Genomic DNA, 13,873 nt, shown 5'->3' with positions numbered 1-13,873 from the left:
AGGATTAATTGGCCTCACACACATCCATTGTAGGAGTGAGCCTGCTCGCGATAGCGGTGTGTCAGTCAATGAATGTTCTGGCTGACCTACCGCTATCGCGAGCAGGCTCACTTCTACATTGGGATAGCGTGTTGGCTGGCATTTATTGATGGCCGAGACTTTTCAGCACGGCGCCGCAATACAACCCGGAGAGGGTTTTCATCACCTGGATGACTTCCGGACTGGCGAGCCCGTAGAAAATGTACTTGCCTTCACGACGGGTCGCGACCAGCCCTTCATCGCGCAGGATGCCCAATTGCTGGGACAGCGTCGGCTGGCGCACGCCGGTCATCTTTTCCAGTTCGCCGACGTTGCGTTCGCCCTGGGTCAGTTGACACAGGATCAGCAGACGATCCTCATTGGCCATGGCTTTGAGCAGCGCACAGGCCTTGGAGGCCGAGGCGCGCAGTTGGGCGACTTCACATTCGGTCAGACTGGATTGCATTTGCACGATGCCTTCAAGGTCACTTAAGCTGCGAACATTATGTTTTTAGATAAAGTGTTGCAACCCATTTTCCTTGTTCAGGTTGGTGTCCATGCCCGCGCAGATTGAAGCTTTCCTCGACCCCGCCTCCTCGACCTACAGCTATGTGGTCTATGAAACCGCTGGCGGGCAATGCGCGATCGTCGATCCGGTGCTCGATTACGACGGCGCCGCCGGGCGCACCTGCACCGCGCAGGCCGACAAGATCATCGCCTTCGTCCGCACCCACAATCTGCAAGTGCAGTGGCTGCTGGAAACCCACGCCCACGCCGATCACCTGTCCGCCGCGCCTTATCTGCGCCGGGAGCTGGGCGGGAAAATCGCTATCGGTGAATCGATCAGCAAAGTGCAGAACGTGTTCAAGGCTCTTTTCAATCTGGAGCCGGAGTTCTGCGTTGATGGCTCGCAGTTCGATCATTTGTTTGCACCGAACGAATCGTTCCGTATCGGCAATCTCAAGGCCACGGCCCTGCATGTGCCCGGCCACACCCCGGCGGACATGGCTTATTTGATCGATGGCGAGCAGATTCTGGTGGGCGATACGCTGTTCATGCCGGACGTCGGCACCGCGCGTTGCGACTTTCCCGGCGGCAACGCCCATCAGTTGTTTGCTTCGATCCACAAACTGCTCGCCTTCCCCGCCAGCGTGAAACTCTACGTTTGCCACGACTATCCGCCAGAAGGCCGCGAATCGCAGTGCCAAAGCACGGTCGGTGAGCAGCGCAAAAGCAATATTCATGTGCATGACGGAATCGATGAAGCGGCGTTCGTCGAGATGCGCACAAAACGTGACGCGGGGCTGGGTATGCCAACGCTGTTGCTGCCGGCGATTCAGGTGAATGTGCGGGCGGGGAATTTGCCACCGGCCGAGGAAAACGGCGTGGTTTACCTGAAGATTCCGCTCAATTCCCTATAGGAAAAAATCGCTCGGGACGTCGCCGGATTATTTTTCCTACGAACTCTGTCGAGGGTGGTGAACTGGTGAAAATCCTGTAAGCGAGCAGACTCCATTGGGCAAACATTCAATGGAGTTTTCGCAATATGGATATTCGTCGTAATCACCGTGACATGACACCGCAACAGAAATCCGCCTTCATCGATGCCATCCTGAGGCTGAAGAACAATGTCGACAGCGTGCTGCGACCCGGACAGCAAAGCCGCTACGATGATTTTGTCCAGATCCACAAAAATTCGATGGGCCGCGGCAATCCGCTGACGCCCAACCCGCATCGAAGCCCGCTGTTCTATCCGTGGCACCGGATTCTGATCCGCCAGTTCGAACTGGCCCTGCAGTCCGCCGCCAATGATCCGACCATCACCCTGCCCTACTGGAACTGGCAACTGACCGGGGCCGACAACCCCTTCACCTCGGACTTCATGGGTTCAAACGGTGACAGCCTGCAAGATCAGCGCGTCACCAGCGGCCCGTTTTCCAGAGAGCAATCGCAGTTCGAAGTGAGAGTCTGGGACGAGGGCATCGGCAACACCGGCATTCGTCGAGATCTCGGGGCAAACGGCGCACTGCCCACCGCAGAGACCGTCATATCGACGCTCAACAGTACGCCTTACTGGATGGAGGCAAGCGGCTGGGAAAACATCTCGGAAACCGAACTGCACAATCCGGTACATGCCTGGATAGGCGGCAGCATGGCGCAAGCCGCCTCACCCAATGATCCGATCTTCTTCCTGCACCACTGCTACCTCGACTTGTTGTGGGAGCGCTGGAAACATCAACACCCTGGCACTCCGGGCTTTACCAACGAGGCCGGCTCGACAGGCATGAACGAAACCGTGCTGATCTTTCATCCCGCCAATGAGCCGGCACCCTGGGTACCAACCTATACCGTCCAACAAACCCTCTTCACCACAGAGCTCGATTACCGCTATGACTCCATCTGACCCTCAGCTGCCCAGCGTCAAACCGTTAGCGGGTAACGGCAGCGCGGTCTTGTAGCGCACCTGCTTGAGCGCAAAGCTTGACCGGATATTCGCCACACCCGGCACTTTGGTCAGGAAGTCCATCATGAAGCGTTCGAGCGACTGAATGGTCGGGACCAAGACCCGGATGAGGTAATCCGGGTCTCCGGCCATGAGGTAGCACTCCATCACCTCGGGGCGATCAGAAATGGCTTCCTCGAAATGCTGCAGCGCTTCCTCGACCTGTTTTTCCAGGCTGACGTGAATGAACACATTCACGTGCAGCCCCAGCAGGTCGGGATCCAGCAGCGTCACCTGCTCGCGAATCAGGCCCAATTCTTCCATTGCCTTGACCCGATTGAAGCACGGCGTTGGCGACAGATTCACCGAGCGTGCGAGGTCGGCGTTGGTGATGCGCGCATTCTCCTGAAGGCTGTTGAGAATGCCGATGTCGGTACGGTCCAGTTTGCGCATGAGACAAAACCACCTGTTTTTTATGTTTATGCAGAATTTCTATCTGCAAATCGTCTCCAGCGCAACGAAACAGAGATAAATATTCTTCTTGCCCGGGCCTATGATTGTTGTAGGACAAGATTTCTTCTACCGAAGAATGACTGCCAGCTCACTACAAGAAATTCACAAGATCGAGCGTAGAAGCCATGACCCAAGCGTATGAACCGCTGCGCCTGCACGTCCCTGAACCCTCGGGCCGTCCAGGCTGCAAAACCGATTTTTCCTACCTGCATCTGACCGATGCCGGTACGGTGCGCAAACCTTCCATTGACGTTGAACCTGCCGACACCGCCGACCTGGCGCGTGGGCTGATTCGCGTACTCGACGATCAGGGCAACGCCCTCGGCCCATGGGCCGAAAACGTGCCGGTCGAGATTCTGCGTAAAGGCATGCGCGCCATGCTCAAGACGCGCATCTACGACAACCGCATGGTGGTCGCCCAGCGTCAGAAAAAAATGTCGTTCTATATGCAAAGCCTCGGCGAAGAAGCCATCGGCAGTGCTCAGGCGCTGGCCTTGAACATCGACGACATGTGCTTCCCGACCTACCGCCAGCAAAGCATTCTGATGGCCCGCGAAGTGCCATTGGTCGACCTGATCTGCCAACTGCTGTCCAACGAGCGCGATCCGCTCAAGGGTCGCCAGTTGCCGATCATGTATTCGGTCAAGGACGCTGGTTTCTTCACCATCTCCGGCAACCTCGCCACCCAGTTCATTCAGGCGGTTGGCTGGGGCATGGCTTCAGCGATCAAAGGCGACACGAAAATCGCCTCGGCGTGGATTGGTGACGGCGCCACCGCCGAATCAGACTTCCACACCGCCCTCACCTTCGCTCACGTTTATCGTGCGCCGGTGATCCTCAACGTCGTGAATAACCAATGGGCGATTTCGACCTTTCAGGCCATCGCCGGTGGTGAAGCCACTACTTTCGCCGGACGCGGCGTCGGTTGCGGCATCGCCTCGTTGCGCGTGGATGGCAACGACTTCTACGCGGTTTACGCGGCCTCTGCCTGGGCCGCCGAACGCGCCCGCCGCAACCTCGGCCCGACCATGATCGAATGGGTCACCTACCGCGCTGGCCCGCACTCGACCTCCGACGATCCGTCGAAATACCGCCCGGCCGATGACTGGAGTCACTTCCCGCTCGGTGACCCGATTGCGCGCCTCAAGCAGCACCTGATCAAAGTCGGCCACTGGTCGGACGAAGAGCACGCTGCCGTCAGCGCCGAGCTCGAAGCCGAAGTGATTGCTGCGCAGAAACAGGCCGAACAGTACGGCACCCTCGCCGGCGGCCAGATTCCAAGCGCCGCGACCATGTTCGAAGACGTCTACAAAGAGATGCCGGAGCACTTGAAGCGCCAGCGTCAGCAGTTGGGGATCTGACATGAACGATCACAACAACAATATTCAGTTGGAAACCGCCATGACCACGACCACCATGACCATGATCCAGGCCCTGCGCTCGGCCATGGATGTGATGCTTGAGCGTGACGACAATGTGGTGGTGTTCGGTCAGGACGTCGGTTACTTCGGCGGCGTGTTCCGTTGCACCGAGGGCCTGCAGACCAAGTACGGCACCTCCCGCGTATTCGACGCACCGATCTCGGAAAGTGGCATCGTCGGCGTGGCCGTCGGCATGGGCGCGTACGGTCTGCGTCCGGTCGCCGAGATCCAGTTCGCCGACTACGTCTACCCCGCCTCCGACCAGATCATTTCCGAAGCGGCGCGCCTGCGTTATCGCTCGGCTGGCGAGTTCACCGCACCGATGACCCTGCGCATGCCATGCGGCGGCGGCATCTATGGCGGTCAGACCCACAGCCAGAGCATCGAGGCGATGTTCACTCAGGTGTGCGGCTTGCGCACGGTGATGCCGTCCAACCCGTATGACGCCAAAGGCTTGTTGATCGCCTCCATCGAAAACGATGACCCGGTGATCTTCCTCGAGCCGAAACGCCTGTACAACGGCCCGTTCGACGGCCACCACGACCGCCCGGTAACGCCGTGGTCGAAACACCCGCAAGCCCAGGTCCCGGACGGTTACTACACCGTGCCGCTGGACGTTGCCGCGATCACCCGTCCCGGCAAGGACGTGACCGTGCTGACTTACGGCACCACCGTTTACGTCTCGCAAGTCGCTGCCGAAGAATCCGGCGTCGATGCCGAAGTCATCGACCTGCGCAGCCTGTGGCCGCTGGACCTGGAAACCATCGTCAAATCGGTGAAGAAAACCGGCCGTTGCGTGGTAGTTCACGAAGCCACGCGCACCTGCGGTTTCGGCGCCGAACTGGTGTCGCTGGTGCAAGAGCATTGCTTCCATCACCTGGAAGCGCCGATCGAACGCGTCACCGGTTGGGACACCCCCTACCCGCACGCGCAGGAGTGGGCGTATTTCCCAGGGCCGTCCCGGGTGGGCGCGGCGTTGAAACGGGTCATGGAGGTCTGAATGGGCACGCACGTTATCAAGATGCCGGACATCGGCGAAGGCATCGCAGAAGTAGAACTGTCGCAGTGGCACGTCAAGGTTGGCGATCTGGTCGTTGAAGATCAGGTGCTGGCGGACGTGATGACCGACAAGGCCATGGTCGATATTCCGTCGCCGGTCCACGGGAAAGTGATTGCGCTCGGTGGTCAGCCGGGTGAAGTGATGGCGGTTGGCAGTGTGTTGATCAGCATTGAGGTTGAAGGTGCCGGTAACTTGAAAGAGTCCGCCGCACCTGCGCCTGTTAAAGAAGCACCAGTTGCGCCGAAAGTTGAAACCGTTGTTGAGAGCAAACCTGCTCCAGCCGCTCCGCGCCCGGCTGCGGTTTGCCAAGGCCCGATGGTTGCCCGCGAAGCAGACGAACGCCCTCTCGCCTCGCCGGCCGTGCGCAAACATGCGCTGGATTTGGGTATTCAATTGCGTCTGGTGCGCGGTTCCGGCCCGGCCGGTCGTGTGTTGCACGAAGACCTTGAAGCCTATCTGGCGCAAGGTCAGTCGAACGCCTCAGCGCCGGCGGCTGCCGCTTACGCCCAGCGTAATGACGAAGAACAGATTCAAGTGATCGGCATGCGCCGCAAGATCGCCCAGCGCATGCAGGACGCTACTCAGCGTGCCGCGCATTTCAGCTACGTCGAAGAAATCGACGTCACCGCGATTGAAGAACTGCGCGCACATCTCAATGAAAAACACGGCGCCAGCCGTGGCAAGTTGACCTTGCTGCCTTTCCTCGTCCGCGCGCTGGTTGTGGCCCTGCGCGACTTCCCGCAGATGAATGCCCGTTACGACGACGAAGCCCAGGTCATCACTCGCCTCGGCGCTGTACATGTCGGCGTAGCCACGCAAAGCGATGTTGGCCTGATGGTGCCGGTGGTGCGTCACGCCGAGGCGCGCAGCCTGTGGGACAGCGCCACGGAAATCTCGCGTTTGGCCAACGCCGCGCGCAATGGCAAGGCCAGCCGCGATGAGCTGTCCGGCTCGACCATCACCCTGACCAGCCTCGGTGCGCTGGGCGGTATCGTCAGCACGCCAGTGTTGAATCTGCCGGAAGTGGCGATCGTCGGCGTCAACAAAATCGTCGAACGGCCAATGGTCGTCAAAGGCCAGGTGGTGATCCGCAAGATGATGAACCTCTCCAGCTCGTTCGATCACCGCGTGGTGGACGGCATGGACGCGGCACTCTTCATCCAGGCCATTCGCGGCCTGATCGAACAACCTGCCACTTTGTTTGTGGAGTAAGGCGCGCATGCAATCTCTGAACACTACGCTGCTGATCATCGGCGGCGGCCCCGGCGGTTATGTAACGGCAATCCGCGCCGGGCAACTGGGCATCCCGACGATTCTGGTCGAAGGCCAATCGCTGGGCGGCACCTGCCTGAACATCGGCTGCATACCGTCGAAAGCGCTGATTCACGTGGCTGAACAGTTTCACCAGACCCAGCACCACAGCCAGCATTCGGCGCTGGGCATCAGCGTTTCGGCGCCGAGCCTCGACATCAGCAAAAGCGTCGAGTGGAAGGACGGCATCGTTGATCGCCTGACCACCGGCGTCGCTGCCTTGCTGAAAAAGAACAAGGTTCAGGTCATCAATGGCTGGGCCAAAGTCATCGACGGCAAAACCGTTGACGTTGGCGACACGCGCATCCAGTGCGAGCACTTGGTGCTGGCCACCGGTTCGACCAGCGTTAATCTGCCGATCCTGCCGATTGGCGGACCGATCATCTCCTCCACCGAAGCACTGGCACCGACATCCGTGCCAAAACGCCTGGTCGTGGTGGGCGGCGGTTACATCGGTCTGGAGCTGGGCATTGCTTATCGCAAGCTTGGCGCCGACGTCAGTGTGGTCGAGGCGCAGGATCGCATCCTGCCGGCTTACGACGCTGAACTGACGCAACCGGTGCATGACGCGCTGAAGCAGCTGGGCGTGAAGCTGTACCTCAAACACAGCGTGCTGGGATTCGACGGTACTTTGCAGGTGCGCGATCCGGAGGGCGAAACCCTGAATCTGGAAACCGATCAGGTGCTGGTCGCCGTCGGTCGCAAACCGAATACTCAGGGCTGGAACCTCGAAGCGCTGAATCTGGACATGAACGGTTCGGCAATCAAGATCGACAGCCGCTGCCAGACCAGCATGCGTAACGTCTACGCGATTGGCGATTTGAGCGGCGAACCGATGCTGGCCCACCGCGCCATGGCTCAAGGCGAAATGGTTGCCGAGTTGATCAGCGGCAAAACCCGTGAATTCAGCCCGACGGCGATTGCTGCGGTGTGCTTCACCGACCCGGAACTGGTGGTGGTCGGCAAGACCCCGGACGAGGCCAAGGCTGCGGGGCTGGACTGCATCGTGTCGAGCTTCCCGTTCGCCGCCAACGGCCGGGCGATGACGCTGGAATCGAAAAGCGGCTTCGTGCGCGTGGTCGCTCGTCGGGATAACCATGTGATTGTCGGCTGGCAAGCGGTGGGCGTCGGGGTTTCCGAGCTGTCCACGGCGTTTGCGCAAAGCCTGGAAATGGGCGCGCGGCTGGAAGATATCGGCGGCACCATTCATGCGCATCCGACATTGGGTGAAGCGGTGCAGGAAGCGGCGTTGCGTGCCCTCGGGCATGCGTTGCATATGTGATGGACGGTGGCAGTGATGGCCCCTTCGCGAGCAAGCTCGCTCCCACAGAGGGAATGCATTTCAAATGTGGGAGCGACGGTGCGACGATTCTACTTGCTCGCGAATTCTCTAGGGCAACCGGAATTATCTGTCTGTCATCCGATAGTCCGGGCTGCGAAACCGCTCAAGAATGAAGTATTGTTGTGCCCATCCAAAAAACGTCAGAAGCCTTGAACCGTTTCGGCGGTTGTTCAGTGATAGAGGGTGTCATGGGTAACGAAAGCATCAATTGGGACAAGCTGGGTTTTGACTACATCAAGACCGACAAACGCTATCTGTCGTACTTTCGCGATGGCGAGTGGGACAAAGGCACCCTGACCGAAGATAACGTGCTGCACATCAGCGAAGGCTCGACTGCCCTTCACTATGGCCAGCAGTGCTTCGAAGGCATGAAGGCCTATCGTTGCAAGGACGGCTCGATCAACCTGTTCCGCCCGGACCAGAACGCCCTACGCATGCAACGCAGCTGCGCGCGTCTGCTGATGCCGACGGTCGACACCGAGCAGTTCATCGAAGCCTGTAAAGCCGTGGTTCGCGCCAACGAGCGCTTCATCCCGCCATACGGCACTGGCGGCGCGCTGTACCTGCGCCCGTTCGTGATCGGCGTGGGTGACAACATCGGCGTGCGCACTGCACCCGAGTTCATCTTCTCGATTTTCTGCATTCCGGTCGGTGCCTATTTCAAGGGCGGCCTGACCCCGCACAACTTCCAGATCTCCAGCTACGACCGCGCGGCCCCACAAGGCACCGGCGCGGCCAAGGTCGGCGGCAACTACGCGGCCAGCCTGATGCCAGGCTCGAAAGCGAAGAAAGCCAACTTCGCCGACGCGATCTACCTGGATCCGATGACCCACACCAAGATCGAAGAAGTCGGTTCGGCCAACTTCTTCGGGATCACCCACGACAACAAGTTCATCACCCCGAACTCGCCGTCGGTTTTGCCAGGCATCACCCGCCTGTCGCTGATCGAACTGGCGAAATCGCGTCTGGGCCTGGAAGTGGTTGAAGGCGACGTGCTGATCGACAAGCTGTCGGACTTCAAGGAAGCCGGCGCTTGCGGTACGGCTGCGGTGATCACCCCGATCGGTGGTATCAGCTACAACGACCATCTGCATGTGTTCCACAGCGAGACCGAAGTGGGTCCTGTGACCCAGAAGCTCTACAAAGAGCTGACGGGCGTGCAGACCGGCGACATCGAAGCGCCAGCGGGCTGGATCGTCAAGGTTTGATCTGACGGGTGTTGATGTAGAAAAGCCCTCTACCGAGTGATTGGTGGGGGGCTTTTTTTTATGGCGTTTGGCGCAGTATTTGTGGTGTGCTTGAGATTCTTTCCCCCTCACCCCAGCCCTCTCCCCCAGGGGGCGAGGGGGAAAGGGAGCCGATCTTTGTGGTATTCAAAATGTGAGTTCGACTTGATCGTTCAGGTCGATGGATCAAGTCCAAACACCTCGGTCAGTCCCCTCTCCCTCTGGGAGAGGGTTAGGGTGAGGGGCTTTTCAGCGTTATCCGTTTACCAAGTCGATCAGCAATCCCACTCGCCTGCCCATTCTGCTGTTTCCCCATCCGCGCCTGCGTAATCAACCCCGGAATCAACTCCCCCTCCGGCAGATTCTTCCAGAACCGCGCCGGCAAATGCCCCTGCATGACCTTCTCGTTCAAACGCGCTGGATTAAAGATGTGGCTGTAATAGGTCAGCCACAGATCCCCATGAGGATCATCGACATTCTGCGCCAACTGCTGCCATTCCAGCGGGCATTGCCGCTGATGAATCAGTTGCTCGCCATCGTAATAAACCCCGTCACGTGGCGTGGCGATCAACCAGCGGTGGCGGCCCATGCGCCCGATGAAGTGCTCGCTGGCGCTGTGCAGAATGTCGTGGGCCGGCTCATGCCAAGCCACATATTGCGGACCCGCGCTGGATGAAGGGCGTTCGATGAAGCGCACAAATGCATGCAGATGATGGGCTTCGCGATTGACTTGTTTGATCCGTCGCTGCAGTTCGCTGCCGAGTTTGTCCCCGGCCATCATCGCCGTGCGGTCGCCATGGCTGACGCGCCACAACACTTCATACAACAAACTCCAGCGTTGATCGCCGCGATAGCGCGAGGCCTGTTCCAGCGTGTCGAGCAGCGCTCGCGGAATACGTGCCTGAAACGGCCCCTGCCCTTCAGGCACCGGCTCATCACTGGCAAACAGATCACCCACACCCTCCGAGGCCCAGCTCACCAGACTCGGATCGACTTCATGGCTCAGCAGCCAGCGCGCCTGCTGGCGCCAAGTGTCGAACAGATCATCGCAATCAAGATTGATCATCCCCACAGCCCCATCTGCTGCGGCATCGGCCGGTCACGCAATTGCTGATAGAGCAAATGGCTGGTGACTTCGGCCTGCTGCGGATGGTAGTCGCTGGTGATGATGAACGGTTTGGCCTTGGCCAGCACGCAGCGCATGCGCGCGACGTCTTCGTAACGAATGCGCCGCTGTCGGCGCAACTCCACCAGTCGTTCGGTGGTACGCAAACCAATGCCGGGAATACGCGCAATCAAGGAGGCTTCGGCGCGGTTCAGATCCAGCGGGAACACTTCACGATTCTGCAACGCCCAGGCGAGTTTCGGGTCGATGTCCAGCGCCAGATTGCCCGGCCCCTTGAGCAGTTCATCGGCGCTGTAGCCATAACTGCGCAAGAGAAAATCGGCCTGATATAAACGGTGTTCGCGCATCAGCGGCGGCGCGGCCAGCGGCACGCTTTTCGGGCTGTCGGGGATCGGGCTGAAGGCCGAATAGTAAACTCGCCGCAGTCGGAAGTTGCCGTACAAGGCCTGGGCGCTGTGGAGGATGGTGCTGTCATCGGTGTCGTCGGCGCCGACAATCAACTGCGTGCTCTGCCCGGCCGGGGCGAACTTTGCCGAGCGCGGTTCGTTCAACACGGTCTGCACGCCGGTGTAGATGGTGTTCATCGCCTGCTTGATCGACTTGATGTCCTTCTCCGGCGCCAGCACTTGCAGGCTGGCATCGGTCGGCAATTCGATATTGACGCTCAGGCGATCAGCGTAGCGTCCCGCTTCTTCGATCAATGCCGGATCGGCTTCGGGAATGGTCTTGAGATGAATGTACCCGCGAAACTCATGCTCTTCGCGCAGCAGCTTCGCCACCCGCACCAGTTGCTCCATGGTGTAGTCCGCCGAGCGGATGATGCCCGAACTGAGGAACAATCCGCTGACGCAGTTGCGCCGATAGAAATCCATGGTCAGCGCGACGACTTCTTCGGGGGTGAAACGGGCACGCGGGACATCGCTGGAGCGGCGATTGACGCAATATTGGCAATCGTAAAGGCAGAAATTGGTCAGCAGAATCTTCAACAACGATACGCAGCGCCCGTCCGGCGTGTAGCTGTGGCAGATGCCCATGCCATCGGTCGAACCCAGCCCGCTCTTGCCTTCGGAGCTGCGCTTGGGCGCGCCGCTGCTCGCGCAGGAGGCGTCGTACTTGGCGGCGTCGGCGAGGATGCTGAGCTTGTCGATGATTTGCATGGCGCGGGCTCTATACTGTTTGCATATACAGTATAGAGTCGAATGCGGTGTTACAAGGTGGCAGATGTGCCCCTCGTCGGTCAGACGCTGAAAATCAAAAGATCGCAGCCTTCGGCAGCTCCTACATGGATTGGGTAGGGTCGAGATTTATCGGGTGTACGCAACTCCTGTAGGAGCTGCCGAAGGCTGCGATCTTTTGATCTGCCCGTCTACCGGCCACTCAACACCGAACCGCGCACTGATCTCCTTGCGCCCCACCGCCGTCAACGCCAACGCCCGACTGTCCAGATCCTGAGTCACCCACTTGCGCTTCAACGCGGTCTGCAACAGCGCCGCCCCCAGCGAGCCCCCGAGATGCGGCCGGCGCATGCTCCAGTCCAGGCACGGACAGGCAAACTTGCGGCGCAGGGTCGTTAAATCCTGCACTTCTATTCCCAAACCGAGAAACAACGCCTCGCCACTGTCACTCAAGCGATACACCTGCTCGTCGGTCTGCACCAGCCAACCCGCTGCGAGCAAACGATCATGCAACAACACCGCCAGCGTCCCGGCCATGTGGTCGTAACAGGTACGGGCGAATTGCAGGCGATCCGGGGTGTGCGGCTTGAACGTCGGCGCCGCATTCTGGCCAATCACCATCAACGCTTCCAGCGCTTGCGCCACACGCTGATCGGCGAGGCTGTAATAGCGATGGCGACCCTGCACATGCAGACACACCAGGGCCAGGTCCTTGAGTTTCGCCAGGTGCACACTGGCGGTCGAGGCGCTGACTTCGGCGATCGTCGCCAGCTCGGTGCTGGTGCGGGCGTGGCCGTCCATCAGCGAACAGAGGATTTTCGTCCGCGCCGGCTCGGCGATGGCGGCGGCCACCTGCGATACACCGATGTCTTGATGTTCTGCGTGCATAGTTCGCTCCCGGACGAATCATCGTCGTTGCGCAGTGGAGATAGTAGCAACACTTTCCCCGCCGACAAGGATGCACACCATGAACCCGATCAGCGCCGCAACGCATGTCGATCCTTATCCCTACTACGCCGAACTGCGCGCAGACGGTGGACTGACGTTTCATCCGGATCTGAAACTGTGGGTCGCCAGCAGCGCCCGTGCGGTGTGTGCCGTGCTGGCCCACGCCGATTGCCGGGTGCGTCCGGCGCAGGAGCCAGTGCCCAAGGCGATTGCCGGAAGCATGGCCGGCAAGGTCTTCGGTCACCTGATGCGCATGAATGACGGCGAACGCCAGCGCTGCCCGCGTGCGGCAATCGAGCCTGAGCTGGCAGCGCTGGACCTTGAACCCATCAATGCGTTGGTCGCCGCACGACTGATCACAGCGGACGCCGTCGGTGTCTACAAGGCAATGTTTCGTGGCCCGGTGTGCGTGGTCGCGGCGCTGCTGGGATTCACGCCGGCGCAGGCGCGGGCAGTCAGCGAGCTGACGGCGGACTTCGTCGCCTGCCTGTCGCCGTTGAGCAATGACCTGCAACTGGCCGCAGCCGATGCGGCGGCCGAACAACTGCGCGGCTACCTTATCGAACTGCTCGCCGAACCCGCCAGCGATTTGCTCAGCGCGATCCAGCAGCGCTTTGTCGGCGATGAGGAAATCCTGATCGCCAACCTGATCGGCCTCTGTTCGCAGACATTCGAAGCCTGCGCCGGACTGATCGGCAATACCCTGTTGGCGCTACGTCATCAGCCGGCGTTGCGCGGCGAATCCATCGATGCACTGCTCAGCGAAGCGCAGCGCTTCGATCCGCCTGTGCAGAACACCCGGCGCTTTGTCGCCGCGCCGTGCGAGATTGCCGGTGTGCGGGTCGAGGCAGGCGATGTGATTCTGCTGCTGCTGGCCTCGGCCAATCGAGATCCGGCGCTCAACGAACGGCCGGAGGAGTTTGTGCCGCAGCGCGAGAACCGCCGCAGTTTCAGTTTTGGCAGTGGTCGGCATCAGTGTCCGGGGCAAGCGTTGGCGATGAGTATTGCCGGAGCGACGGTGAGGGAAATACTTGGGCGTGGCATTGATCTGAATCGTTTGGGCTGGCACTACAGGCCTTCGCTCAATGGGCGCATTCCAGTATTCAGCGACGTTGGCGCCTGACAATCCGTCTTCGCGAGCAAGCTAGCTCCCACATTAGTTAACGGGTGATCACAACCCTGTGGGAGATTCTATGGTTCATGCCTAGCCCCTAAACGGCTTTAGGTGAGTATTCGCTCTGGTTTTTCAACAGAGCAAATACCACCCGGGCAAGCTTGCGGGCTAGTGCG

The 13,873-nt window shown here is 59.8% G+C and carries 13 protein-coding genes; 8 read left to right on the top strand and 5 right to left on the bottom strand.

Features of this window, described 5'->3' with window-relative positions; translation table 11 throughout:
* Positions 1-142: 142 nt before the first annotated feature.
* A complete protein-coding gene (locus GTU76_RS25365) occupies positions 143-484 on the bottom strand; it encodes an ArsR/SmtB family transcription factor (protein WP_007915092.1) in 342 nt (113 codons plus the stop codon).
* A gap of 91 nt (positions 485-575) precedes the next feature.
* Between GTU76_RS25365 and GTU76_RS25360 the strand changes: the two genes are divergently transcribed.
* Positions 576-1,439, top strand: coding sequence for an MBL fold metallo-hydrolase (locus tag GTU76_RS25360; RefSeq protein ID WP_180699877.1), 864 nt, complete (start codon positions 576-578; stop codon positions 1,437-1,439).
* Positions 1,440-1,564: 125 nt separating this feature from the next.
* Positions 1,565-2,422 carry a tyrosinase family protein gene (locus GTU76_RS25355; RefSeq protein ID WP_180699876.1) on the top strand — a complete coding sequence of 286 codons (858 nt, stop codon included), beginning with the start codon at positions 1,565-1,567 and terminating at the stop codon, positions 2,420-2,422.
* Between the two features lie 3 nt (positions 2,423-2,425).
* Here GTU76_RS25355 and bkdR read toward each other — a convergent pair whose 3' ends face one another.
* Positions 2,426-2,914 carry a Bkd operon transcriptional regulator BkdR gene (bkdR, locus tag GTU76_RS25350; RefSeq protein WP_180699875.1) on the bottom strand — a complete coding sequence of 163 codons (489 nt, stop codon included), beginning with the start codon at positions 2,912-2,914 and terminating at the stop codon, positions 2,426-2,428.
* A gap of 185 nt (positions 2,915-3,099) precedes the next feature.
* Between bkdR and GTU76_RS25345 the strand changes: the two genes are divergently transcribed.
* The 5 genes from GTU76_RS25345 (at position 3,100) to GTU76_RS25325 (ending at position 9,316) form a co-directional block, all read left to right on the top strand.
* A complete protein-coding gene (locus GTU76_RS25345) occupies positions 3,100-4,335 on the top strand; it encodes a 3-methyl-2-oxobutanoate dehydrogenase (2-methylpropanoyl-transferring) subunit alpha (protein ID WP_016985244.1) in 1,236 nt (411 codons plus the stop codon).
* A 1-nt stretch (position 4,336) separates the two neighbouring features.
* On the top strand, positions 4,337-5,395 hold the full coding sequence (locus GTU76_RS25340; RefSeq protein WP_003224000.1) for an alpha-ketoacid dehydrogenase subunit beta: 1,059 nt from the start codon (positions 4,337-4,339) through the stop codon (positions 5,393-5,395).
* Positions 5,396-6,667 (top strand): dihydrolipoamide acetyltransferase family protein, encoded by a 1,272-nt coding sequence (locus tag GTU76_RS25335; RefSeq protein WP_016985243.1) that lies wholly within the window; start codon positions 5,396-5,398, stop codon positions 6,665-6,667.
* A 7-nt stretch (positions 6,668-6,674) separates the two neighbouring features.
* Entirely contained in the window at positions 6,675-8,048 is a 1,374-nt protein-coding gene (gene lpdA, locus GTU76_RS25330) for a dihydrolipoyl dehydrogenase (protein ID WP_180699874.1), read from the top strand.
* A 248-nt stretch (positions 8,049-8,296) separates the two neighbouring features.
* Positions 8,297-9,316, top strand: coding sequence for a branched-chain amino acid aminotransferase (locus GTU76_RS25325; protein WP_008086978.1), 1,020 nt, complete (start codon positions 8,297-8,299; stop codon positions 9,314-9,316).
* Positions 9,317-9,566: 250 nt separating this feature from the next.
* Here GTU76_RS25325 and GTU76_RS25320 read toward each other — a convergent pair whose 3' ends face one another.
* The 3 genes from GTU76_RS25320 to GTU76_RS25310 form a co-directional block, all read right to left on the bottom strand.
* Positions 9,567-10,400, bottom strand: a complete 834-nt coding sequence (locus tag GTU76_RS25320) for a TIGR03915 family putative DNA repair protein (protein ID WP_180699873.1) — start codon at positions 10,398-10,400, stop codon at positions 9,567-9,569.
* On the bottom strand, positions 10,397-11,617 hold the full coding sequence (locus GTU76_RS25315; RefSeq protein ID WP_007915071.1) for a putative DNA modification/repair radical SAM protein: 1,221 nt from the start codon (positions 11,615-11,617) through the stop codon (positions 10,397-10,399). The genes GTU76_RS25320 and GTU76_RS25315 overlap by 4 nt, the downstream gene beginning before the upstream one ends.
* 147 nt (positions 11,618-11,764) lie before the next feature.
* The gene (locus tag GTU76_RS25310; protein ID WP_180699872.1) at positions 11,765-12,523 is read right to left on the bottom strand and encodes an ArsR/SmtB family transcription factor; all 759 of its coding nucleotides are present in this window, start codon (positions 12,521-12,523) and stop codon (positions 11,765-11,767) included.
* A 79-nt stretch (positions 12,524-12,602) separates the two neighbouring features.
* On the opposite strand from GTU76_RS25310, the gene GTU76_RS25305 reads away from it, so the two are divergent.
* A complete protein-coding gene (locus GTU76_RS25305; protein ID WP_180699871.1) occupies positions 12,603-13,706 on the top strand; it encodes a cytochrome P450 in 1,104 nt (367 codons plus the stop codon).
* The last annotated feature ends 167 nt before the right edge of the window (positions 13,707-13,873 follow it).

The organism is Pseudomonas crudilactis (assembly GCF_013433315.1).
Taxonomy (GTDB): Bacteria; Pseudomonadota; Gammaproteobacteria; order Pseudomonadales; family Pseudomonadaceae; genus Aquipseudomonas; species Aquipseudomonas crudilactis.
This window is presented reverse-complemented; position numbering and strand designations above follow the sequence as displayed.